Below are 23,804 nucleotides of genomic sequence, written 5' to 3'. Positions count from 1 at the left end.
AGCGCGAAGCAGGGCCCGTACCGCAAGCGGTACGGGCCCTGCCGTTCGTCTGCCGGGCGGCTACTTGACGCCGACCGGTTCCTTGTCCTTCGGCTTGTCGCCGACGGGTCCGGAGTCGTCCGGTCCCTTGCCGCGGCGCTTGGCCTCGCCGGAGCCGCCGGGGGTGGTGCCCACGATCGGTCCGGAGGCGCGCTTCTTGTTCCACACGTCGAAGAGCACCGCCGCGAGCACGACCAGGCCGAGCACGACCTGGACGGTGTCGGTGGCGACGCCGAGGACGCGCATGCCCTGGTTCATCACGCCCATGACCAGACCGCCGATGACGGCGCCGATGATGGTGCCGACGCCGCCGCTCATCGAGGCGCCGCCGATGAACGACGAGGCGATGGCGTGCAGCTCGAACATGTTGCCCGCGTCGGGCGTGGCCGCCTGGAGACGGGCGGTGACGATGACGCCGGCCAGGCCGGCCAGGGCGCCCATGTTGACGAACACCCAGAAGGTCGTCTGCTTGGTCTTGACGCCCGAGAGCGCCGCGGCCTTCTCGTTGCCGCCGCCGGCGTAGATGTGGCGGCCGAACACGGTGCGGTTGGTGATGAAGGTGTACAGCAGCACCAGGCCCAGCAGGATCCAGCCGATGAGCGGCAGGCCCCGGTAGGAGTAGAAGGTGAACGCGGCGACGACGATGACGGCGGCGAGCACGGCGACCTTCGTCAGCCAGGCCAGCTGGGACGAGCCGGCGATGCCGGCCTTGACCTGGCGGGAGCGGCTGCGCGCCTCGAGGGCGACGTAGAGGACCGCTCCGGCGATGCCGATGACGAGCGTGGGCATCCGCAGGTCGACGCCGGCGATGCTGTAACCGGAGGCGAGGTCGTTGTAGGGGCCGCTGGTGCCGATGGTCTCGGCGCCGAGGACCTTGAGCGTCAGGCCGCGGAACAGCAGCATGCCGGCCAGGGTCACGATGAACGCCGGGATGCGCATGAACGCGATCCAGAAGCCCTGCCACACGCCGATGAGGGCGCCGGTGCCGACGGCGACGAGCACCGCGAGGTACCAGGGCAGGCCCCAGTCGGAGAGGGCGATCGCCGAGACCGCGCCGCAGAAGGCGAGCACGGAGCCGACCGACAGGTCGATGTGCCCGTTGACGATCACCAGCATCATCCCGATCGCCAGGATCAGGATGTACGAGTTCTGCAGGATCACGTTGGTGAGGTTCAGCGGCGTGATGAAGTTCGAGTTCTGGAGAGTGACGTCCAGGACCTGGAACAGCAGCATGATCGACACCAGGGCGATGATCATGCCGTAGGCGCGCAGGTTGATGTTGCGCACCGCCGACCAGAGGGTCGGGCGGGCCGCGGTGGTGTTGATGGTCATTGGCGTTGCTCTTCTCCCCTGCTGGCGGTCTCAAGGGTCATGAGACGCATCAGCTCTTCCTGTGTGGCGTTCTCTCGGTCGACCTGACCGGTGATGCGCCCGGCGCTCATGGCGTAGATGCGGTCGCACATGCCGAGCAGCTCGGGCAGTTCGGACGAGATCATCAGGACGCCTTTGCCCTGGTCGACCAGTTCGTGGATCAGCTCGTAGATCTCGTACTTGGCGCCGACGTCGATGCCTCGGGTCGGCTCGTCGAGGATGAGCAGCTCGGGCTCGGTGAAGACCCACTTGCCGAGCACGACCTTCTGCTGGTTGCCGCCCGAGAGGTTGCCCGCGAGCTGGTAGACCGACGGGGTCTTCACCCCGAAGCTCGACCGCAGCCGCTCGGAGACGGCGGTGACCTCGTGGAGGTCGACGACGCCGTTCTTGGAGACCTTGTCGAGGCCGGGCAGCGTGAAGTTCTGCCGCAGGTCGTAGTCGAGATGCAGGCCGAACTGCTTGCGGTCCTCGGTGGCGTAGGCCATGCCGGCCTTGATCGCGTCGGCCACGCTGTGGAACTTGACCGGGCGGCCGTCGAGGGTCATGTCGCCGGTGATGTGGCTGCCCCAGGAGCGGCCGAACATGCTCATGGCGAACTCGGTGCGGCCCGCGCCCATGAGGCCGGCCAGGCCCACGATCTCACCGCGCGCGACGCTGAGCGAGGCGTCGGCGACGACGACGCGGTCGCGCTGCTCGGGATGGTGGACGGTCCATCCTCCGACCTCGAAGAAGGTCTCCCCGATCTGCGGCGTGTGCGGCGGGAACAGGTGGGCCAGGTCGCGGCCGACCATGGACTTGATGAGGCGGTCCTCGTCGACGCCGTCGTCCACGGTGTCGAGCGTCTCGATGGTCTGGCCGTCGCGCAGGACGGTGATCTCGTCGGCCACGGCGAGGACCTCGCCGAGCTTGTGCGAGATGAGGATGGAGGTGACTCCCTCTTCCCGCAGCGACTTCAGCAGTTCGAGCAGGTTCTCGGAGTCCGAGTCGTTGAGCGCGGCGGTGGGCTCGTCGAGGATCAGGAGCTTGACCTGCTTGGACAGGGCCTTGGCGATCTCGACGAGCTGCTGCTTGCCGACGCCGATCTTCTCGACGAGCGTGCGCGGGTTGTCGTCGAGGCCGACCTGGGCCATGAGCCCCGCGGCCTCGCCGTTGGTCCGGTCCCAGGAGATGACGCCGCGCCGGGTCTGCTCGTTGCCGAGGTAGATGTTCTCGGCGATCGACAGTTCGGGCACGAGCGCGAGCTCTTGGTGGATGATGACGACGCCGGCGTCTTCGGAGTCGCGGATGTTGCGGAAGCGGGCGGGCCGGCCCTCGAGTTCGATCTCGCCTTCGAAGTCGCCGTGGGCGTAGACGCCCGACAGGATCTTCATGAGCGTCGATTTCCCGGCGCCGTTCTCGCCGACGAGGGCGTGGATGGTGGCCCGCTTGACCCGCATGTCGACTCCGTCGAGGGCGAGCACGCCCGGGAACCGCTTGGTGATCCCCTTCATGCGGAGGATGTCTTCAGACATGGATGGTCCTATGTGGAATGCCTATGCTGCTCTGGACGAGAGGTTGCGGGGGCGCCCCGGGTGGGCGGAGCGCCCCCGACGAAGGGTAATGCGCTGGTCGGGCCAGACCCTACTGCAGTTCGGAGGCCTCGATGTAGCCGGAGTCGACGACCACTTCCTGGTAGTTCTCGACGTCCACGCTGACGGGCTCGAGCAGCATCGCCGGCACGACCTTGACGCCGTTGTCGTACGTCTCAGTGTCGTTGACCTCGGGCTCGTCACCGTTGACCACGGCGATGACCATGTCGACGGTGGTGTCCGCGAGATCGCGCGTGTCCTTGAACACCGTCGCGGACTGGCGGCCGTCGATGATGTACTGGACCGACTCGACCTCGGCGTCCTGACCGGTCACGACCGGCAGCTCTTCGAGGGCGTAGCCGGCGCCCTCGAGGGAGGCGATGATGCCGCGGCTGATGCCGTCGTACGGCGACAGGACCGCGTGCACCTGCTCGCTGCCGTAGTGGGTCGAGAGGATGTCGTCCATGCGGGCCTGGGCGGTCGCCCCGTCCCAGCGCTCGGTCGCCACCTGCTCGAGTTCCACCTGGCCGGACACGACGACCAGCTTGCCCTCTTCGATGTAGGGGTTGAGCTGGTCCATCGCACCGTTGAAGAAGTACCTGGTGTTGTTGTCGTCCAGCGAACCGGCGAACAGCTCGATATTGAACGGGCCTTCGGCGTTCTCAAGGTCCAGCGCGTTGACGATGTAGCCGCCCTGCAGCACGCCCACCTGGTAGTTGTCGAACGTCGCGTAGTAGTCGACGTCCTCGGTGTTGAGGATGAGGCGGTCGTAGGCGATGACCGTGGTGTCCTGCTCCTTGGCCTGAGCCAGGACGCCGTTGAGCGACTCGTTGTTGATGGCGGCGATGACCAGGACGTCCTGGCCCTGGCTCACCATGGTCTCAATCTGGCTGACCTGCGTGTCCACCTCGTCGTTGGCGTACTGCAGGGTGACCTCGTAGCCCTCCGCCTCGAAGGCGGCCTTGAGGTTGTCTCCGTCGGCGATCCAGCGCTCGGAGGTCTTGGTGGGCATCGCGATGCCGACCTTCTGGGCACCGCCGCTGCCGCCTTCGTCCTCGGAGGCGCAGGCCGACGCGGTCAGAGCGACCGCGGCGGCACCGATAGAACCGGTCAGCAAATGCCGTCGGTTTACGTTCATGTATTAGTACTCCTTCGTACCGGGCGTCACCGTTCAGCGACAGCGATCACCCTGGGGTCAAGACGTCATCGATGCTTCAACGTTTTTCCACAAGCGTCAACAGCGAGCCGGTCTCGTGTCCGAATCGTTGCACTTCCAAGGAGCCGAAAAGCGACACTTGCGCCTCAGTGGACACATTGGGCATCATGGTCGCACGCGGCCCGCGGGACGTGACCGAGCGGCCACCCGTTCGTGCCACATCCCCTTGGCCGACTACCACTCGACCGTTTGGATGGGATAGCCTCACATTTGGTGGCAAATCACGCCACCCAGCCACTCAGCTCCGCCAGGGAGGTGAACATGCCCAGTACGACGACCGTCGGCGCCGCCACCGTCGACCGTTTACTGCATCGCGACCCGGTATGCAGCGTCTTCAGCGGGACCGTCGCCTCTGACCCCACGCACCTGCTGTGCGTCACCGTCGCGCACGAGCGCGTCAACGGCTCCCGCCGCGAAGTCTTCCTCGAATGGGCCTCGAAGCTCACCGGCCTCGCCGCCCATCCCCACCTGTCGCCGTGCGGCGCGGTCGGGCTGACCGAGAACGGCCGCCCCTACCTCGCCGTGGGCGCCACCCGACGGACCTTCGCCGACCTCCTCGTCGAGCACGGACCGATGCCGCCCGGCCAGGTCAGGGCCCTCGGCGTCGCGCTCAGCGACGCCGTCGCCGTCTACCACCGCGCCGGCCTCATCCACGGCGCCATCCAACCGGGCCACATCCTCGTCGGCCCCGGCCGCGTCCTCCAGCTCACCGCCTACGACGTCACCGCGCCCGTCCTGGCCGCGCCCCTGCCGCCGAGCCCCTACACCGCCCCCGAGCACCTCGACGCCGCCGTCGCCGGCGAAGTCGCCGCCAGCCCAGCCGGCGACGTGTACGCCCTGGCCACCGCCCTGTTCGCCGCCCTCGGCGGACGCCTGCCGTGGGTGCGCTCCGGGCGCGAGGACGCCGACCCGCTCCTGCGAGCCGCGCCCGTCCCCCACATCCCCGGCGTCGACACCCGACTCACCGACGTCATCGGCGCCGCCCTGCACCCCGACCCCCGCCGCCGCCCCACCGCCGACGTCCTCCGCGAGCATCTCGCGCGCCTCGACCTGAGCGGCCCGCACGCGCTCGGGGCGAAGCCGAGCGCCGTCGCCTCCGGGCTCCTGCCGCGCCGCGGACTGCGGCCGGTCACCGTCTCGGTCTCCACCGAACTCGCCCCCTACCGGCCCGGGCCCGTCCGCGTCGGACTCAGGCCCCGCCTGCGCAAGATCGCCACCGCCACCGCCGGCGTCGCACTGACGGGAGCGCTCCTCGGCGGTGCCGCGCTGGCGACGTACGCGGCGACGAACCCCGAGCAGCACGCGTCGGTCTGCGCCGACCCCGCCGCGCTGGGGTGGCGAATCAGCGAGCACGTCGAGAACGGCGAGGTCGTCGACAGCTGGTGCGCCGGCAACGACTTCGTCGCGGCCACGGTGGACTACGACGGCGGCACCGGTGGCGGCGGCACCGTCGAGACCGAGCGTCTGGCATGGCGCATCGAGGGCGAGAACCTGGTGGCCGTCACCGACTGCTCGGACGCGGCACTGCCCGACAGCATCCTCGACTTCCTCAGCTGCGGCTAGGGTCGGTCGCCCTCGTCACGCTCCGGGGCGGGCAAGAACCCTCCGAAGGCCGCCACGGTCTTGTTCGCGTACGCCGAGGTGTCGCCGCGCTCCATCGGGCCGTCCCACTCGCGCGGCAGCGGGCCGCGCTCGGGCAGGATGCGGCCCACGATCCGATCGAGCGCCTCCTCGGCCTTGCCGACCCACAGGTGCCCGCCGCCGGCGATCTCGACCACCTCGGACTGCGGAACGGCGGCGAAACGCCGCCGCGCCTCGGGGTACCGGAGGTAGTCGTCGTTCTCGGGGATGAGCGCGAGGAGCGGACGGCCGTCCTCGGCCCACCGCGCCAGGTCCTCCTCGGTCGAGTACCGCAGGGGCGGCGACATGAGGATCGCGCCTTCCACGCTCGGCTCCAGCCCGTACTTCAAGGTCAGGTCGGTGCCGAAGGACCAGCCGAGGAGCCAGGGGCGCGGCAGCTCGGCGAACTCGGCGTACTCGACGGCGGCCGCGACGTCGTAGCGCTCGCCGACCCCGTTGTCGAATGCGCCTTCGCTCGTGCCCTGCTGGGACTCGGTGCCGCGCGTGTTGAAGCGGATCACCGCCAGGTTCGCCAGCGCGGGCAGGCGCCAGGCGGCCTTGCGGAAGACGTGGGAGTCCATCATGCCGCCGTGGGTGGGCAGCGGGTGGACGCAGATGATCGTCGCCTCTGGTTCGGCGCTCTCGGGCAGGGCGACCTCTCCGACGAGTTTCAGCCCGTCGGCGGTCTCGAGGGTGATCGGTTCCCTGCGGGCGTGCAGCATGCTCGCCGATCTGATGACAGCCATGGCGAGCATTATCGCCCGATCCGGTGTCGAATTGCTACCGGTAGTGACCCGGTCGACGCCGGTCGCGGGCGTTCCAGCAGCCGCCGTGCCAGTGCCGGCGGTCCTCGCCGTCGCCGCCGTCGGCCCAGGCGACGACGTGGGGGGTGCCCGGGCGGATCTCGTGGTCGCAGCCGGGGCAGCGGTAGGTCTTGTCGGCGGCCGAGCCGGTGATGCGGCGCATCTGGAAGCGGCCGTCGGGGCCGTCGACGGTGCTGGAGTCCACGGCTCTGGGCCGCCCGCGCTCGTTCTCGCGCAGGCGGCGGTTCTTCCTGGGCATCGGGAGGGCCCTAGGAGCGGCCGGAGTCGTCGCCGCCCTTGACGGTGGGCTCGGCGGCGGCCGCCTCGCGGGCGACGCGCTCGTTCAACCGCCGGACGTGCTTGTTCATCCCCCTGATGAGGAAGACCGTCACGACGACGAGAAAGACCGTGATGAACAGGCCGAGCGGCCCCGCCAGGGCCTGTTCTCGGTCGGGTCCGAATTGCTGTGCCAGGATCTCCACGTCTACCACGGTAGCCCCAGGGCTCAGGCCTCCTGCAGTGCCGGGAGCCGCCAGTCGACCGGCTCACCGCCCTGTTCGACGAGCAGCGTGTTGGCGCGGCTGAACGGCTTGGAGCCGAAGAAGCCGCGGCGGGCGCTGAGCGGCGAGGGGTGCGCCGATTCGATGGACGGGATGGAGCCGAGCAGGGGCTTGAGGTTGCGGGCGTTGGCGCCCCACAGGATGGCCACGGCGGGGCCGCCGCGCTGGGCGAGGGCGACGATGGCCTGTTCGGTGACGGTCTCCCAGCCCTTGCCCTGGTGGGAGTTCGGTTCTCCGGGGCGCACGCTCAGGGAGCGGTTGAGCAGCAGGACGCCCTGTTCGGCCCAGGGGGTGAGGTCGCCGTTGGCGGGGAGGGGGTGGCCCAGGTCGTCGCGGTACTCGTTGAAGATGTTGACCAGGCTGCGGGGCAGCGGGCGCACCTCGGGGGCGACGGCGAAGGACAGGCCGACGGCGTGGCCGGGCGTGGGGTAGGGGTCCTGGCCGACGATGATGACCTTGACGTCGTCGAACGGCTGCTGGAAGGCGCGCAGAATGTGCTCGGCGGCGGGCAGGTAGCGGTGGCCGTCGGCGACCTCCTGGCGGAGGAAGCGCCCCATCTTCGCGACGTCGTCGGCGACGGGGGCGAGGGCCTTGGCCCAGCCGGGCTCCACGAGTTCTTCAAGGGTTTTCTGCATGACTCAGATGCTAGAACCAGCGACCGTCAAGAAATATCCCGCGTCGCGCAGTGCCGCAACGATTTCGGTCGCGTGTTCGGATCCTCGCGTTTCGATCGAGAGGTCCACCGAGACCTCGCCGACGTGCAGGCGCGGATCGCCGCGCTGGTGGTAGACGTCGACGATGTTGCCGCCGTAGGCGCCCACGCGCTGGAGGATGGAGGCGAGCGCGCCGGGCCGGTCGGCGCAGCGCAGGTTGCAGCGCAGGAAGCGGCCCGAGGCGGCGAGGCCGTGCTCGATGAGGCGCATGAGCAGCAGTGGGTCGATGTTGCCGCCCGAGATCACCGCCACGGTCGGTTCCTCGTGAGCGACGGACTGGTTGAGCAGGGCTGCGTAGGCGGTCGCGCCGGCGGGCTCGACGACGAGCTTGTTGCGTTCCAGCAGCGAGAGCAGGGAGCGGCTGATGTCCTCTTCGGTCACGGTGACGATCTCGTCGACCAGGTCCACCACGTGCGCGAAGGGCACCTCGCCGGGCTTGCCGACGGCGATCCCGTCGGCGATGGTCTGCATCCTGTCGAGGCGCATGGGCTTGCCGGCCTCCAGCGAGTCCGGGTAGGCGGCGGCGCCCGCGGCCTGGACGCCGACGATGCGAATGCCGGGGCGCAGTTGCTTTGCGGCGGCGGCGATGCCGGCGATCAGGCCGCCGCCGCCGACGGAGACCACGATGGTGGCCGTCTCGGGCAACTGCTCGAGGATCTCCAGTGCGATGGTGCCCTGGCCGGCGACGATGTCGCGGTGGTCGAAGGGGTGGATGAGCGTCGCGCCGGTCTCCTCGGCGAAGCGGTGCGCCGATTCGAGTGCGTCGTCGACGCTGGCGCCGCCCAGGATGACCTCGGCGCCGTAGCCCTTGGTGGCGGCGACCTTGGGGAGAGGGGCGGACTCGGGCATGAAGACGGTGACGCGGGCGCCGAGCGTCGAGGCGGCGAGGGCGACGCCTTGGGCGTGGTTGCCGGCGGAGGCGGCGACGACGCCGCGCCGACGCTGCTCGGGCGAGAGCCGGGAGACGCGCATGTAGGCGCCGCGGATCTTGAACGAGCCGGCGCGCTGCAGGTTCTCGCATTTGAGGAAGACGCTGGACAGGGCGGGGTCGCGGGAGGGCTCGAGGGGCGTGCGGCGCACGGTCCCTTCGAGTTCGGCGGCCGCCGCGCGGACGTCGGCGAGGGTTACGAGCTCGTTCACGCCTCCGATCGTAGTTCGCGCGACCGCTGAGCGGCCCGGCTCGAGCGAGGCGGCGCGCCGATGTGTCGGTGCGCGATCGGCGCGCATCGATTACTCTTGTGACTCAAAGGAATGGCACTCCGGCCGCGCGGGACCGGGCCCGACCGGTCCGGATGCCATTGTGCCGCAATGCGAACCGCATACCGTATACGATGCTTCGAATACCCTGCCCGAATTGCGAAAACGGTTACAACGCTCGGAAAGGCCGCTCGTCCACACCCCGGCGGCGGCCCACGCCATCCGCCTCCGACGGAGGGAAACACCTTCCGTAATCTGGAGTTAACCCGGAGCGAGAAGGGTGGCCCGCGACACTCGACTGGGAGCGCAAGGATTAAGCTACGCCTAGTCAACCACGTCGATGAATCCGCTTCACTTGGCGAACATGTACCTACCGGTCCCCTTTTGAACCCCTGGAGTTAACGGTGACTGCAGTCACGCTGAAGAACGTCTCGAAGGTGTTCCCCGGCGATACCCTGGCCGTGGACTCCTTGACCATGGAAGTCAACCACGGCGAGTTCCTGGTGCTCCTGGGCCCGTCCGGCTGCGGCAAGTCAACCGTGCTCCGAATGGTCGCCGGGCTGGAGGCGCCCTCCGAGGGCGACATCCTGCTCGACGGCGAATACGCCAATGATCTGCCCCCTCGCGAGCGCAACGCCGCGATGATCTTCCAGACTTTTGCCCTTTATCCGCATATGTCGGTTGGCGAGAATATCGGATTCCCCTTGAAACTCGGCAAGCGGAACGGTGGTCCGAACGTTCCCGAAGCCGTCGGGGATATGGCCGGAGCATTGGGCATCAGTGATCTGCTGGAGCGCAAACCGGGACAACTCTCCGGCGGTCAGCAGCAGCGTGTGGCAATGGGCCGCGCATTGGTGCGCCGCCCCAAACTGTTCCTCATGGACGAGCCTCTTTCCAACCTCGACATTGGACTCCGGGCCGAATTGAGGACCGAGATCTCGTCGCTGGTGCGGCGCCACGACGCCACGACCTTGTACGTCACGCACGACCAGACCGAGGCCCTCACCATGGCCGACCGCGTGGCGGTCCTGCGCAAAGGCGTCCTGCAGGACGTCGGCACGCCCGACGAGGTCTACGAGCGGCCCGCGACGATGTACGTCGCGGCGTTCCTCGGCACGCCCCGCATGAACCTGCTCGAGGCCCGCGTCAACGTCTACCTCGACCGCTACGTCGCGCTCGACTTCGGCGACCAGGAGCTGCGCCTGCCGTGGCACGACCTGCGCGGCCGGGCCGTCGCCCGCTACCACGGCGAGAACATCGTGGTCGGGATGCGGGCCGAGGCGCTCGCGCCGGTCGCCGAGGGCCAGCCGGGCCAATCCCTCCAAGGCCGCGTCCGCTTCTACGAGCACCACGGCCACGAGACCCTCGTCTTCCTCGACATCGGGGCCACCGCGATCGTGCCCGACGGCATCGGCGACAAGCCCGACCTGGCCCGCAACGGCTCCAAGCCGCGCCGGCGCCTGACGGGCCTGTTCTCCGGCTTCGGCGCACCGACCGCCGAGCGGCGCGCCGAAGAGGACACCGGGCCGATCCGCAAGCCCGCCGACCTGGTCTTCCGCCTGCCTCCGCACATCCCGATCTCGGCCGGCCAGCCGATCACCGTGGCCGTGCACATGGACGCGCTGCACTACTTCGACAAGTTCGGCAAGCGCATCGACGTCGGCTGGACGCAGCGCGCCTGAACGACGCGAACAGCGCTTGAGGGGCCCTGTGGCCCCTCAAGCGCTGTTCGTTCCGGCCGCCGCGGCCGGTGATGACCGCGGTGCTAGCCCTCGAACGGTTCGGTGCCGACGATCTTGACCGACAGCTCCATGCCGTTGGGCGCGGTGTAGGAGACGGTGTCGCCCTCCTTGTGGCCCAAGATCGCCGCTCCGAGCGCGGAGTCCGGGCTGTAGACCGTCAGGTCCGTCGTCGCGCCGATCTCGCGGGAGCCCAGCAGGAACTTCTCAGTGTCGTCGGGGTCGCCGTCGAAGGCGATCGTCACGACCGTGCCGATCTGGACCTCGTCGCTGGCCTTCGGCTCGCCGACCTTCGCGTGGCGCAGCAGGTCCTCGAGCTGGCGGATGCGGCCCTCCTGCTTGCCCTGCTCCTCCTTGGCGGCGTGGTAGCCGCCGTTCTCGCGCAGGTCGCCCTCTTCGCGCCGGGCATTGATCTCGGCGGCCATCACCGGACGGTTCGCGATGAGCTCGTCCAGCTCGGCCTTGAGGCGGTCGTAGGCCTCCTGCGTCAGCCAAGTGCCCTGGTTGCTGTCGGTAGCCATATGCTCCAAATCCTCCGAATGTTGCGATCCGTGCTGTGTACAGGTCAATTGCGTAGCGGTATGCGAATAACAAAATGCCCGCCGACCGATACGCGGTGCGGCGGGCCGAAGATCAGTGATCAGTCCGCCTTCCAGCACCGCAGGACTTCGCCGGTATTGGGTTCGCCCTCCACCTCGAGCGTGTAGGTCCGCTCGACGCGGGTGGAGGCGTCCGCGGGAATGCGCACCTCCGCCGACCCGATCTCGGCCCCGCTCATGTCGCGGGACCTGATGAGGCAGACGGCCCCCTCGCCTTCGGGCTTGAACACCTCGAAGGTGACCGCGACCTGCCCGGGCACCGAGTCGTCGAACGCGAGCAGGTTCGACGTGTATTCCCCGTGCCCGTACTGCTCATAGAGGCGCCACGACACGGCGGCCCCGGCGGCGACCACCGCCAGCGTCAGCACGACGGCCAGGATCGGGCGCCTTCGGGCCGGTTCGCGGCGTCGGCCGTAGCGATCCGGCGGAAAGGAGACGTCGCCAGGTTCGGGCGCGCGCCCATCCGTGGTCAAGGTCTCACTCATCCGGCTGCTTTCTAGCACTGAGGTCGTCGGTCGGGGAAGAATCGATTATCGAGTATCGTTGCACAGAATGCCAGAGCCGACAACCTACTCATCGGTGCGCGTCGGCTTTAGCGCACAGCAGCTTTACCTTGGCACCCACCAGTGAGGTCGAACGCCGTGTCAAACGCGTCCAGCAGTCTGCGCCTGATGTGTGTTCACGCGCACCCCGACGACGAATCGAGCAAGGGCGCCGCCACCATGGCGCGCTATGTTCGCGAAGGCATCGAGGTGCTGGTGGTCACCTGCACCGGCGGCGAGCGCGGCGACGTGCTCAACCCGAAGATGGACCGCCCCGAGGTCCAGGAGCACCTCCCGCGGATCCGCACCGAGGAGATGGACCGCGCCCGCGAGATCCTCGGCGTGCGGCAGCACTGGCTCGGCTTCACCGACTCCGGCCTCCCCGACGGGTGGCTGCCGGATTCGGACGTCCCGCTGCCCGAGGACGCCTTCTATCTGGTGCCCACCGAGAAGGCCGCCGCGCCGCTGGTCGAGATCATGCGCTCCTTCAGGCCCCACGTGGTGACGACCTACGACGAGGAGGGCGGCTATCCGCACCCCGACCACGTCAAGACCCACGAGATCTCCGTCGAGGCCTTCCGCGCCGCGGGCGACCCCGAGCGCTACCCCGACCGGGGCGAGCCGTGGCAGCCGCTGAAGCTGTACTACAGCCACTCCTTCGGCAAGGCCAGGATCGAATCGCTCCACCACGGGATGCTCGAGGCCGGGCTCGAATCGCCGTACGCCGGTTGGCTCGACGGCGAGGACTGGGCGCGCGACAAGAGCGAGCGCACCACCACCCGCATCGAGTGCGCCGACTACTTCCACATCCGCGACGAGGCGCTCAAGGCGCACGCCACCCAGGTCGACCCCGACGGGTTCTGGTTCGCCGTGCCGCGCGAGGTCCAGCAGGCGTGGTGGCCGACCGAGGACTACGAGCTCGTCGAGTCCCACGTCGAGTCGCGGCTGCCGGAGGACGACCTCTTCGCCGGCATCCGCCAGGCACACCGTCCCCTTTAGTCCCCCTGCCGTTCCCGGACCCCACCGGACCCGCCGATCCACTTCCGCGACACCGCAATGTTCGCGCTCGCGCACCCTCGGTGACGAACGAACTGTCGGGCTCCCGACACCTTGGTGTATTTCCTCGGAAAGTGCGGGAACGTTGTTGCAAGCACGCCGCCGCGAGATACCGTGCCAAGGAAGCACGGGCCGATCGACGGCCCGGAAGCTTCGCCATGAGGGCCACGGCGGACGCGGCGGCAGCGGCAGAACGGAGGTGAAGCCATGGTCAGTCGCGAAACTTCACCGGCGCGGACCGAGTCGTTCGTCGGAAGTCTTCTCGTCGCCACGCCAACGCTGCAGGACCCCAACTTCGACCGGACCGTCGTCATAGGCGTCGGCCACGAATCCGACGGCGTCCTCGGCGTCGTCCTCAACCGCGCCACCGAGATGCCGGTCGCCGACGTGCTCGGCGACTGGGGTGTGCTGGCCGGCGATCCGGCGGTCCTCTTCGAGGGCGGGCCGGTGCAGCCGGAGGCGGCCATCGCGCTGGGCTGGAGCAAGGCCGACGCCCCCGAGTCCGACGCGTTCAGGCCGGTGATGGGCCGGCTCGGCACGCTCGACCTCTCGCGTGACCCGGGCGAGGTCTCGCACCTGCTCGACGGGATGCGGGTCTTCGCCGGCTACGCCGGATGGGTGCCCGGCCAACTGGAGTCGGAGATCGACGCGGGTGCGTGGATGGTCTTCGACGCCCTCCCCACCGATCCCTTCTCGACGAACCCCGAAGAGCTGTGGGCCATGGTCTGGAGGCGCCAGGGCGGCCTGCTGTCCGCGGTGGCGCACTACCCCGCCGATCCCACCCTGAACTGACACCCCGTTCCTCAAGGGCGCCAAGCCATGAGGATGAGCACGACGACGTAGCAGACGACCCCCAGCCCGGCGAGCGCCCGGAGCCGGCCCCGGTGCTGCTCGAGCGCCTCCGCGTCGAGGACGCCTTCGGAGTCTTGGAGGTCCTTGCCGATGCGTGCCAGCGCCCCGGGGATGGCCGCCGTCCCGTTGATCAACGCGAGAACGTACAGCGTCGCGGCGATGATGAGCCACGGGTCCCCGAAGGAGTACTCCTCGCTCGTGACGACCACGAGCGCGCCGAAGAGCGCCGCGATGAGCGTGAGGGCGTTGAAGGCCATGGTGCGGCGACCGGCGAGGTGGGCGGCGTCGCCGTCGCGCACGCGCAGGGCCCGCTCCCCCAGCCAGGGCACGAGCATGGCCGGGCCGACGAGGATCGCCACGGTCAGGACGTGGAGGATCACCAGCAGCGTGTTCATATGGCGATCCTACGGACGCAAGGAGCTTCAGGCGCCGAAACGGCGAGGACTCGGGGCGGGGGAGGCGAATGTCCACGGCCGTGCCGGGAGGGGACGACAGTATCCCTGTGGTGTCAACCGGTTTCCCGGTACGGACGGGCAAGCCTCCAGACATTGAAGTTCTTGACTTTATCAACGGCATGCGCCTACAGTTGTTACCGATCACTTTTCCATCGACGACGCCCGTCTGAGCCGATCCCCCTCCACCCTTCACAGAAAGGCCCGGCACGATGCCCTCACGTCGGACACTGCTCGCCACCGCGATGGCCACCGCCGTCGCAGGCACCGTCGCCTCCGCCAACACCGCGTTCGCGCAGACGAACACCGCCTACGCGATGTCCTATTTCAAAGAGTCGCCGCAGGAGAGCGACGACAGCTACGCCCTCCACCTCGCGGTCAGCGACGACGGCCTGCACTGGATGCCGCTCAACCAGAACAACCCCGTGGCCGTGCCGACCGCCGGCACGCAGGGCCTGCGCGACCCCTTCATCCTCCGCAAGCGGGAAGGCGGCTTCGTCGTCCTCGCCACCGACCTCAAAGGACGCGTGTTCAACCTCGACAACCAGTACCTCCACGTGTGGGACTCGGCGAACCTGACGAGCTTCACCGGTTACCGGCGCGTCCGCCTCCACGACATGGCCACCCACTCGTGGGCGCCGACCGCGTTCTGGGACCCCGCGCGCGGCCGGTACGGCGTCGTCTACTCGGCCTACAACGGCGTGCGCGACGTGCTCATGGTCAACTACACGACCGATTTCGTGAACATGGGCGGCGCGCAGGTCTTCTTCGACCCCGGCTTCAACGTGCTCGACGGCGACGTGCTCGTCCACGGCGGCGCGTTCTACCTGGCCTACAAGCACATGGGCAACGGCGGCCTGTACGTCTCCAGCTCGGCCACGGGAGCGCCGAACAGCTTCACCACGGTGAGCGCCGGGCTCCGCCAGGGCGGCGCGATCGAGGCCCCGATCCTCGTGAAGTCCAACGCCGGCAACGCCTTCTGGCTGTGGGGCGACTCCTTCGTCCCCGACAACGCGGTGTTCTACGTCTGGCGGTCGTCCGATATCGACGGGAACTCCTGGTCGGCGCTGAGCCGGCGCGACTACGACGCGCCGATCAGCGCCAAGCACGCCGGCATCGTCCCGATCACCGCCGCCGAGCGGGCCGCGATGGTCGACCGGTGGGGCGCACCGCAATGGAACCGGCTCAAGTCATACAACTTCCCCGACCGGTACGTGCGCCACGCGAACGAGCTCGCGAGGATCGATCCGTTCCCGATGGAGCCGCCCGCCGACCAGCAGTGGCGGCTGCGCCCCGGCCTGGCCGATCCGACCGGAGCGTCGTTCGAGTCGGTGAACGTCCCCGGCCGGTACCTGCGGCATGTGAACTACGAGCTCCGGCTCGCCGCGAACGACGGCACGTCCCAGTTCGCGGCCGACGCCACCTTCGTCCGCACCGCCGGCCTGGCCGACGGCGCCTGGGCCTCGTTCCGGTCCCACAACTTCCCCGACCGGTACCTGCGCCACTCCGGGTACGTCCTGCGCATCGACCCGCTCGGCGCGAGCTCGCCCGCGGCCGACCGCCAGGACGCCACCTTCCAGGTCACCTACTAGGCGTCGCCTCGGTCTCGTGGTGGTGCGGGTGCCGGCGTTCGAGGGCCGCGCCCTCGACGTCGACGTCCGGCAGGAGCCGGTCGAGCCACCGCGGCAACCACCACGCCTTCTCGCCGGCGAGGTGCATGAGCGCCGGGATGAGCACCATGCGGACCACGAACGCGTCGACGAGGACGCCGAACGCCAGGGCGAAGCCGATCGGCCGGATCATCGCGCTGTGGGAGAACATGAAGCCGCCGAAGACGGAGATCATGATGATCGCCGCCGCGGTGACCACCGCGCGTCCCGCCCGCATGCCGAGCACCACGGCCTGGGGCGCCGGCGCGCCGTGACTGAACGCCTCGCGCATCCCCGAGCCGAGGAACAGCATGTAGTCCATCGCCAGTCCGAAGAGGATCCCGAGCAGGATCGTCGGCAGGAAGTTGAGGACCGGGCCGGGGCTCTCGACACCGAAGACGTCGGCGAGCCAACCCCACTGGTAGATCGCCACGACACCGCCGAGCGCGGCGAAGTACGACAGGATGAAGCCCAGGGTGGCGATGAACGGGACGTAGAGGGACCGGAACACCAGCACCAGGATGATGAGCGACAGGCCGACGACGACCACCAGATAGACCGGCAGGGCATCGGCGAGCTTCTCCGAGATGTCGATGTTCCCGCTGGCGGAGCCGGCGACGCCGAGCGCGTACGTCCCGTCGATCGGCGAGAGCTCCCGCAGGGCGTGCACCAGGTCCTCGGTGGACTCGCTGGTCGGGGCGCCGGCCGGCACGACCTGGAAGGCGGCGATGGTGCGGTCCTCGGAGGCGCCGATCGGCGCGACGGCCACGACGTCGTCCCGCTCGTAGAGGACCCGCGCCACGGCGAGCTGATGGGCCGCCAGCTCGGCCTCGTCGGGCGAGCCGGGCAGGTCGGCCACCACCAGGAGCGGACCGTTGAACCCGGGGCCGAACTCATCGGCGACGGTCTCATGGGCCTGGTACTGCGTGGAGTCGTGCGCCTCGGTGGACCCGTCGGGGAGGTTGAGGCGCAGGTCGAGCGCCGGGATCGCGACCACGAGGAGCGCGGCGACGCACACGACGACGCGGCCGAGGGCCTGCCACAGCGGCAGGCGGCGCGGGTCGGCGGCGCTCGCCGGCGCGGGCGCGGCCCGGGGCGCGGACTCCAGCGCGGCGCGTTCGCGCCGGCTCAGGACGCGCCGGCCGACGAGCGTGAGCAGCGCCGGCGTGAGCGTGACGGCGACGAGGACGGCGACGAGGATGCACATGGCGCCGACGGTGCCCATGAGGCCGAGGAACGGGATGCCGGTGACGTTGAGCGCCAGCAGCGCGATGATGACGGTCGCCCCGGCGAACACGACCGCGTTGCCGGAGGTGCCGTTCGCGAGCGGGATCGACTCGGACGGCTCGTAGCCTTCCTTGAGCTGGCGCCGGTGCCGGTTGATGATGAACAGCGAGTAGTCGATGCCGACCGCCAGGCCGAGCATGATGCCGAGGATGGGGGTCACGGACGCCATCTCGATCGCTCCCGACAGCGACATGGCCGCGAGCGCGCCGATGCCGACGCCGATGAGCGCGTTGACGATCGGCAGGCCGGCGCCGATGAGCGTGCCGAGCATGACGATGAGGACGACCGCGGCGACGAACAGGCCGATCACCTCGCCGATGCCGAGCAGGTCCGGAACGCCGCCGGCGATCTCGGCCGCGAAGTCGGTTCGCACCCCGTCCACTGGTTCGTCCTCGAAGACCGCCATCAGCTCGGACTTCGTCTCCTCCGAGACGGCCAAGGCGTCCTCGTCGAACCGCGCCGTGGCGATCGCCGCGTCGCCGTCCTCCGAGACGGTCCGCATCGCCGACGCCATCTCCAGCAGGGCCGCTCCCTGTTCCAGCTGGGCGCTCTGCGCGTCGAGCTCGGCGAGGCCCTCGTCGATGGTCTCCTGCCGGGCGTCGAGCTCCTCCTGGACCTGCTCCAGCGTTCCGTTCGCCTCGGCCTGCCGCCGGGCGGCGTCGAGCAGGCGCTGCGCCTCCTCGAGCTCGGCGTAGCCGCTCTCGACCTGGGCCAGGCCCGCTTCGATCTCCTGCCGTCGCTGCTCGCGCTCCGCCTCGGTCGCGAACGGGTTCATGACCTCCTCGACGCCTTCGACTTCGGACGCCTCGGCGACGGCGGCGCCGATCGCCTCCCGCTGGGCGTCGGTGAAGGCCGAGCCGTCCTCGGTCGTGAACACGATCGTCCCCGTGCCGCCGGCCGCGTCGGGGAACTCGGACTCGAGGCGGTCGGTGACCTCGGCGGTGGGCGTGTCGGGAATCGAGAAGCTCGTGGCGAGCGTGCCGCCGCCGAGCGCGTACGCGATCCCGGCGGCGATGAGCGCGGCGATCCAGACGGCGATCACGGTGCGGGCGCGCCGTGCGGCGGCCCGGCCAATCCGGAAGAGCAGTTCGGCCATGGGAGTCCTTCGGTGAGTTGGCGGAACGGACGAGTACGGGGAGGGCGGGACCGGCTCGCTACATGGATCCGTAGCCCCTTCGCGTCGCGTCGAGCAGGCGTTCGAGGAGCCGCTGCCAGACCCGGTGCGAGTGCGCGTCGACCGCCGCGCCGGTCTGGGCGTGCCAGTGGCGGTGAATGGTGATCAACCCGCTGACGAGCGCGCTGACCAGCAGGTGCGCGGTGAGCTCGTCGGTGTCGGGGTGCCGCTGGAGAATTTTGGCCGACAGTCCCTCGCTGACCTGGGTGAAGGAGCGCAGGAGGATGACGGCCGATCGCGGCGTCTGGCCGGCGTCCGGTCCCCCGAGGACACGCGTGAGATACGCCATGGGTTCGACCAGGTCGGCGCTGCTCAAGACGTCGGCGACCTCGTCGAACGGCGAATCCGAACGTGCCGAGCCGAGTTCGAGGCCGTCGACGATGGCGCCGAGGAGCTCGCCGCATACCGTGATCACGATGTCGTCCACGGTGGCGAAGTGGTTGAACACGGTGCGGCGCGAGACGTCCGCCCGCTCGGCGAGCTGGACGACGGTGAACTCGGTGCCGCCGGTCTCCTCCATGAGCGCGGCCGCGGCGTCGATGATCGCGCGGCGGTGGCGCTCCTTGAGCAGCGCGCGGCGGTCGGCGGCGGTCTCTCCGGACGACGGCATGCCCCCACACTACGCAAGCAGATGCACTCAGTGCAACTAAACCGCGGAGTGGTGCCGAACGCCCTGACCGAGGCGATCGGCGAGCCCGGGCGCTCGCGCGGCCGCGCCCCGCACCCGGTCGCCTTCGTAGCCGTCAAGGCAGTCCGGTGAGGCTCGTTAGACTCATTGGAGCGGCGCCCTGCCGCGAGTGCGAGCGCTCAAGCGTCACAAGAACCTGGGTGCCTCCGCCGCCCGGCCGTCTCTGGCCCGAGACTTCAAGATGCTGAAATCGTTCCCAGCTCTCTCTGGGCCGTGCGCGTCAGTCGCCATGTGCCGATCGTGTGGTGATTTACCAGTTCATCAGCCTATTCCGCGCTTTTCTTTCTGATACGGCTCGGCCGTGAATTACTAGGAACGTTCACACTAAGTGATCGACTTGGTCGCGGTGGCGATCGCCGAGTCATCGAATCCAGCGCCGGCCACGTCTTCGGGGACGCCGCGGCCGGCGACGTGGAGCGCCTGGAGCGCGCCGGCGGCCATGAGGTCCGACGCGACGAAGACCCCTCCAGGCCTGGGATATTCCTCAGGAGCTCGCGCATCGCCCGCTCGCCGCCGGCTTGGGTGTAGTCGCCGTGGACCAGCATGCGCATGGTCGCCTTGCGGCCCAGCATGGTGGTGAAGCCCTCCATCCGCAGCGACGCCGCCGGGGGTGTCGAGCGGGCCGGTGACCATACCGGTCTTGCGGCGCGCGGGGAGGCCGTCGTGGCTCGGTCGGCCTCCCCGGCCGCGTTCACCCGGTGCGGTACAGACTCACGGAGTCGACGTTGATCCAGTTCCCGGCGTTCGCGTCCGAGTAGAACCCGACCTCGATCTGCCCGCTCGTGACCTGCACGCCCGTGATGGACACCTGGGTCCACTGCGAGGTCACCGGGAGGTCGACCCGCCGTTCGGCGCCGCCGTGCCGCTTGGCGTACATGTGCGCGGCATGCTGGCCGCCGCCGTTCATGACCCAGGCGGTGAGCGTATAGGTCCCGTTCGGGACGCTCGGCGACTGATAGTGGGAGACGACGTATGCGGCGCTGCTCCAGTGAGTGAACTTGGAGCCGCCCTCGTAGACGCTTCCGCGTGTTTCCCGGAAGGCCGCGTCGGCATCAGCGCTGCTCTGGGACCAGACGCTCCAAGCGGTCGCCGTCGTGCTGCCGCCCGACTCGAAGCCGCCGTTGGCCAGCACGTTCTCGCCGGTGCCCGAGCCCTGCTCGCCACCGGTCACCTCGCCGAAGAAGTCCAGCGTCGACAGCTTGTTCCCGTTGTGGTCGAACAGGGTCTGGTTGTCCCAGGAGTTGCTCTCGCCGGCCTGGTCGTCGATGTACGACATCCCCGCCGGCGTGGCCCAGCTCGTGTCGCCGGTCCACGCCGCCTCCCACCAGACCAGGCCCCGCCCGCGGTCGTTCGGCACGTCGGCGATGGCGTCCTGCAGGTCGTGCAGGAACTGCGTCTGGCCCTGAACGGTCGCCGGGTAGCCCGATTCCTCGGCATGGCTGCCGGTGAAGATGTTGCCGCGTCCATCGCCGTCCTGGAGGGTCCAGGCGTAGGCGGTCTCCACGACGAGCACGTCCTTGCCGTAGCGGGCGGAGACGTCGTTCATGTTGTTCCGCAACTGGCCCATGGTGCCGTGCCAGTACGGGTAGTACGACATGGCGATGATGTCGTACGGGACGCCTTGCGCGCGGGCGTTGTCGAACCAGTCGCGGTAGGCGCCGTTGTTGCCGCCGCGGTCGAGGTGCAGCGCGATCTCGATGCCGTCGGCGCCCTGGTGGACGCCTTCGATGCCGGCCTTGAGCAGGCCCGCGAGTTGCGTCCAGTTGTCGGTGCTGCCCGAGGGCCACAACATGCCGCTGGTGATCTCGTTGCCCACCTGGACGATCTCGGGCGCCGCTCCCGCGGCGCTCATCTGCGAGACGACGTCGCGCGAGTAGTCGCGCACCGCGCCGACCAGTTGGCTATAGGAGAGGTGCTCCCATGCCTTGGGCTTGTGCTGCTTGCCCGGGTCGGCCCAGAAGTCCGAGTAGTGGAGGTCGAGCAGGACGTCCATGCCGAGCGCCTTGGCCCGCTGCGCGAGCCGGATCGTCTTGTCCAGGTCGTTCGTGCCGCCGCCGTAGGGCTGGCCCGAGGAACTGTACGGGTCGTTCCACAGCCGAAGCCGCACCAGGTTGGCGCCGCTGTCGGCCATGATCTCCAGCGCGTCGCCTTGCACGCCGTTGTCATAGAAGCGTTCACCGTCGGCCTCCACCTCGGCGAGCGTGCCGACGTCGACGCCCATGTAGAAGTCGCTGCTGACGGCCTGCGCCGGGGAGGCCGTGGCGAAGGCGACGAAGCTCATGGCGGCGACCAGGGCCACCGCGATCATCCGTCTCATGTGTCGCTCCTTTGCGATCGATGGGGCGGGCGCCGGCGGGCGCCCGCGACGGCGGCGGGGAACCGCCGCCGAAGTCAAGGAGGCCGTGCTCGGCCATGGGTCTCACCCTTTCTCCGCTCCCGCCATGGCCCCGGTGACCAGGTGGCGCTGCAAGAGGATGTAGAGGATCGTGATGGGCACCGCGAGCACCACGGCGCCGGCGGCGAAGGTGGTGAAGTCGTTGCTGTACTGGTCGGTGATCATCTGGAACAGGCCCAGGGCCACGGTCTGCTTGCTGTTGCTCTGCAGCAGCAGTCGGGGAAGGATGAAGTCCATCCACGGGACCGTGAACTGCGTGATGGCGACGAAGGTCAGCATCGGGCGCATCAGCGGCAGCACGATCTTGCGGAAGATCGTGAGCCGACCCGCGCCGTCGATCGCCGCGGCCTCGTCCAGGCTCGCGGGCAGATTGTCGGTGTAGCCCTTCATGAGCCAGGTGTTGTACGGCAGGGCGGCGGCGATGCTCACCAGGGCCAGTCCGGTCAGGGAGTCGAGCAGACCGAAGTTGAGGAACAGCATGTAGACCGCGATGGCGGTCAGGAAGCTGGGGAACATCTGGAGAATGAGGATCCCGAGCATGCTGGCCTTGCGGCCGCGGAAGCGGATGCGGGCGAACACCCAGCCGCACAGGGCCGAGAGGGCGACCGAGCCGACCATGTTGAGCGTGGCGACATAGAGCGAGTTGAGGTACCAGCGCCCGTAGTTCGTCTGGGTGAACAGGTGGACGTAGTTGTCGAGGGTCGCGTTCTCGGGTATGGGGCTGGCGTTGGCCAAGCCCCCGCCGGGCCCGAAGGAGGAGCCGACGACCCACATGAGCGGGAATATCACGATGACGGCGACGATCGCGAGTTCCACGTGGAGGAACACGCTGGCCGCGCCGTCGCGCACCCGCTGCCGGCGCTCGATGCCCCCGCTCGGGGGGATCCGCCGGAGCCGCGCCGCCGGATGGTCCGCGGTCTTCACCGGATGATCGGCCATGGGTCACAACTCCCTGATCGCTTTGGAGCGGTTGAGGTTCAATACCGAGAAGGCACCGACGATGACGAAGACGATCAGGCTCATCACCGCGCCGATGTTGTACAGGCGGTTGTCCAGAGTGAGCTTGAACAGCCAGGTGACGAGCAGGTCGGTGCTGCCGGCGAACCGGTAGTCCACATTGTCGGGACCTCCTTCGGTGAGGAAGTAGATCACCCCGAAGTTGTTGAAGTTGTGCACGAATGCCAGTACGAGCAGGGGCGTGACCGTCCGCTGGACGATCGGCAGGGTGATGTAGCGGAACTGGTGCACGGGCCCGGCGCCGTCGATGCGGGCGGCCTCGTAGTAGCTGTCGGGGATGTTCGCGAGGACGCCGCCGACGAGGGCCATGAAGAACGGGAATCCGAGCCAGAGGTTGACCAGGAGCGCGACGGCCCGTGCCAGGTTCGGATGCGACGGGTCGGTGAACCAGTAGACGCGCTCGTCGGTGAGGCCGAGGTCGACCAGCCACTGGCTGACCGGGCCGAACTGGCCGTTGAACATCGAGCGGAACACGAGGGCGGAGACGATGGCGGGGACGGCCCACGGCAGCAGGAACACCGAGCGCCACACGCGCGGGAACCTGACCTTTCGGCTCGCCAGCAGCACGGCCTGGAGCAGCCCGGCGGCATAGGTGGTGACGGTCGCGAGCACCGCCCACACGAAGGTCCACGCGAGGACGCCGAGGAACGTCGTGGACCAGGAGGAGACGGCGAAGACGGTCGCGAAGTTGTCGAGGCCGACCCAGTTCACGAGGTTCTTCGGCGGCAGGTTGTCGCGGTTGTAGTCGGTGAAGGCGACGAGGATGCCGAACAGGACCGGCAGCACCGACATGAAGACGATCAGGACCAGACCCGGAGACAGCGCGATATAGGCGAAGGCGCCCTCCCACAATCTGCGGAAGTAGCGACCCGAGGGATCCGGTGTGCCGCCGGCGTTCAGGACGGCGCGGCAGCGGACGGCGTCGCTGACGCTCCAGAAGCAGACGATGGCGAGCAAGGCCAGCGTCAACATGGCGATGAGGCCGTTGGCCATGAGGACGATCGAGTTGTCGCCCTCGGTCAGGCCGGTGAGGGTCATCTCGCGCGGTTGGACGCCGAGCGTGAACAGGCCCCACAGGCCTCTGATGAAGAACCCGCCGTTCGATCGCGGCGTGAAGTCCATCCCGGCGTAGTAGTTGCCGGTGGCGATCTCCCACACGACGGCTCCGGCGAAGCACGCGAAGAAGAACGCGGCCTTGCCCGCCTGGCGGTTGATGAGCTGGCCCGCACCCCACACCAGCGCCGAGGCGAGGCCCGGCACCGGCGGG

Annotated in this window: 22 protein-coding genes; 5 read left to right on the top strand and 17 right to left on the bottom strand. The window is 68.9% G+C overall.

Annotation, left to right across the window (positions count from 1 at the left end):
• Positions 1-60: 60 nt before the first annotated feature.
• The 3 genes from mmsB to chvE form a co-directional block, all read right to left on the bottom strand.
• Entirely contained in the window at positions 61-1,371 is a 1,311-nt protein-coding gene (gene mmsB / locus ACYVK3_RS09095; protein ID WP_460496947.1) for a multiple monosaccharide ABC transporter permease, read from the bottom strand.
• Positions 1,368-2,921 carry a multiple monosaccharide ABC transporter ATP-binding protein gene (gene mmsA / locus ACYVK3_RS09090; RefSeq protein ID WP_460496946.1) on the bottom strand — a complete coding sequence of 518 codons (1,554 nt, stop codon included), beginning with the start codon at positions 2,919-2,921 and terminating at the stop codon, positions 1,368-1,370. The genes mmsB and mmsA overlap by 4 nt, the downstream gene beginning before the upstream one ends.
• Positions 2,922-3,030: 109 nt before the next feature.
• Entirely contained in the window at positions 3,031-4,116 is a 1,086-nt protein-coding gene (chvE, locus tag ACYVK3_RS09085) for a multiple monosaccharide ABC transporter substrate-binding protein (protein ID WP_460496945.1), read from the bottom strand.
• A gap of 339 nt (positions 4,117-4,455) precedes the next feature.
• Between chvE and ACYVK3_RS09080 the strand changes: the two genes are divergently transcribed.
• Positions 4,456-5,757, top strand: a complete 1,302-nt coding sequence (locus ACYVK3_RS09080; protein ID WP_460496944.1) for a serine/threonine-protein kinase — start codon at positions 4,456-4,458, stop codon at positions 5,755-5,757.
• Here the strand turns inward: ACYVK3_RS09080 and ACYVK3_RS09075 are convergent.
• The 5 genes from ACYVK3_RS09075 to ilvA are packed head-to-tail and all read right to left on the bottom strand — an operon-like array spanning position 5,754 to position 9,030.
• Positions 5,754-6,569, bottom strand: a complete 816-nt coding sequence (locus ACYVK3_RS09075) for an alpha/beta hydrolase (protein ID WP_460496943.1) — start codon at positions 6,567-6,569, stop codon at positions 5,754-5,756. The genes ACYVK3_RS09080 and ACYVK3_RS09075 overlap by 4 nt on opposite strands.
• 25 nt (positions 6,570-6,594) lie before the next feature.
• Positions 6,595-6,876, bottom strand: a complete 282-nt coding sequence (locus ACYVK3_RS09070) for a hypothetical protein (RefSeq protein ID WP_460496942.1) — start codon at positions 6,874-6,876, stop codon at positions 6,595-6,597.
• Positions 6,877-6,886: 10 nt separating this feature from the next.
• Complete coding sequence (locus tag ACYVK3_RS09065) at positions 6,887-7,099, bottom strand: hypothetical protein (protein ID WP_460496941.1); 213 nt, start codon at positions 7,097-7,099, stop codon at positions 6,887-6,889.
• Between the two features lie 23 nt (positions 7,100-7,122).
• Positions 7,123-7,812: a uracil-DNA glycosylase gene (locus ACYVK3_RS09060; RefSeq protein ID WP_460496940.1), complete on the bottom strand. Its 690-nt coding sequence runs from the start codon at positions 7,810-7,812 to the stop codon at positions 7,123-7,125.
• A gap of 3 nt (positions 7,813-7,815) precedes the next feature.
• On the bottom strand, positions 7,816-9,030 hold the full coding sequence (gene ilvA / locus ACYVK3_RS09055; RefSeq protein WP_460496939.1) for a threonine ammonia-lyase: 1,215 nt from the start codon (positions 9,028-9,030) through the stop codon (positions 7,816-7,818).
• Between the two features lie 461 nt (positions 9,031-9,491).
• On the opposite strand from ilvA, the gene ACYVK3_RS09050 reads away from it, so the two are divergent.
• On the top strand, positions 9,492-10,769 hold the full coding sequence (locus ACYVK3_RS09050; RefSeq protein ID WP_460496938.1) for an ABC transporter ATP-binding protein: 1,278 nt from the start codon (positions 9,492-9,494) through the stop codon (positions 10,767-10,769).
• An 83-nt stretch (positions 10,770-10,852) separates the two neighbouring features.
• Here ACYVK3_RS09050 and greA read toward each other — a convergent pair whose 3' ends face one another.
• Together greA and ACYVK3_RS09040 are read right to left on the bottom strand one after the other, a co-directional pair.
• Positions 10,853-11,347 carry a transcription elongation factor GreA gene (gene greA, locus ACYVK3_RS09045; protein WP_460496937.1) on the bottom strand — a complete coding sequence of 165 codons (495 nt, stop codon included), beginning with the start codon at positions 11,345-11,347 and terminating at the stop codon, positions 10,853-10,855.
• A gap of 119 nt (positions 11,348-11,466) precedes the next feature.
• Complete coding sequence (locus ACYVK3_RS09040; RefSeq protein WP_460496936.1) at positions 11,467-11,910, bottom strand: DUF4307 domain-containing protein; 444 nt, start codon at positions 11,908-11,910, stop codon at positions 11,467-11,469.
• Between the two features lie 186 nt (positions 11,911-12,096).
• On the opposite strand from ACYVK3_RS09040, the gene mca reads away from it, so the two are divergent.
• A complete protein-coding gene (mca, locus tag ACYVK3_RS09035; RefSeq protein ID WP_460496935.1) occupies positions 12,097-12,966 on the top strand; it encodes a PIG-L family deacetylase in 870 nt (289 codons plus the stop codon).
• 264 nt (positions 12,967-13,230) lie between these two features.
• Positions 13,231-13,815, top strand: coding sequence for a YqgE/AlgH family protein (locus tag ACYVK3_RS09030; protein WP_460496934.1), 585 nt, complete (start codon positions 13,231-13,233; stop codon positions 13,813-13,815).
• Between the two features lie 11 nt (positions 13,816-13,826).
• Here the strand turns inward: ACYVK3_RS09030 and ACYVK3_RS09025 are convergent, their stop codons facing one another.
• A complete protein-coding gene (locus ACYVK3_RS09025) occupies positions 13,827-14,270 on the bottom strand; it encodes a DUF2269 family protein (RefSeq protein ID WP_460496933.1) in 444 nt (147 codons plus the stop codon).
• A gap of 269 nt (positions 14,271-14,539) precedes the next feature.
• On the opposite strand from ACYVK3_RS09025, the gene ACYVK3_RS09020 reads away from it, so the two are divergent.
• The gene (locus ACYVK3_RS09020) at positions 14,540-15,919 is read left to right on the top strand and encodes a glycoside hydrolase family 43 protein (RefSeq protein ID WP_460496932.1); all 1,380 of its coding nucleotides are present in this window, start codon (positions 14,540-14,542) and stop codon (positions 15,917-15,919) included.
• On the opposite strand, the gene ACYVK3_RS09015 is transcribed toward ACYVK3_RS09020, so the two are convergent.
• From ACYVK3_RS09015 to ACYVK3_RS08990, 6 genes are all read right to left on the bottom strand, one after another.
• Positions 15,909-18,359, bottom strand: coding sequence for an MMPL family transporter (locus ACYVK3_RS09015; protein WP_460496931.1), 2,451 nt, complete (start codon positions 18,357-18,359; stop codon positions 15,909-15,911). The two genes, ACYVK3_RS09020 and ACYVK3_RS09015, sit on opposite strands and share 11 nt — an antisense overlap.
• Before the next feature lie 58 nt (positions 18,360-18,417).
• The gene (locus ACYVK3_RS09010; RefSeq protein WP_460496930.1) at positions 18,418-19,047 is read right to left on the bottom strand and encodes a TetR/AcrR family transcriptional regulator; all 630 of its coding nucleotides are present in this window, start codon (positions 19,045-19,047) and stop codon (positions 18,418-18,420) included.
• Positions 19,048-19,449: 402 nt separating this feature from the next.
• Positions 19,450-19,758: a substrate-binding domain-containing protein gene (locus ACYVK3_RS09005; RefSeq protein ID WP_460496929.1), complete on the bottom strand. Its 309-nt coding sequence runs from the start codon at positions 19,756-19,758 to the stop codon at positions 19,450-19,452.
• A 58-nt stretch (positions 19,759-19,816) separates the two neighbouring features.
• Positions 19,817-21,442 carry a glycoside hydrolase family 53 protein gene (locus ACYVK3_RS09000; RefSeq protein WP_460496928.1) on the bottom strand — a complete coding sequence of 542 codons (1,626 nt, stop codon included), beginning with the start codon at positions 21,440-21,442 and terminating at the stop codon, positions 19,817-19,819.
• 102 nt (positions 21,443-21,544) lie between these two features.
• Positions 21,545-22,459 carry a sugar ABC transporter permease gene (locus ACYVK3_RS08995; protein ID WP_460496927.1) on the bottom strand — a complete coding sequence of 305 codons (915 nt, stop codon included), beginning with the start codon at positions 22,457-22,459 and terminating at the stop codon, positions 21,545-21,547.
• 3 nt (positions 22,460-22,462) lie between these two features.
• Positions 22,463-23,804, bottom strand: a 1,342-nt coding sequence (locus ACYVK3_RS08990) for a carbohydrate ABC transporter permease (protein ID WP_460496926.1), incomplete at its 5' end; no start/stop codon positions are given.

It is taken from the genome of Glycomyces tarimensis, from assembly GCF_054776215.1.
The sequence above is the reverse complement of the archived record's forward strand: the minus strand, read 5'-3'. Positions and strand labels throughout refer to the sequence as shown.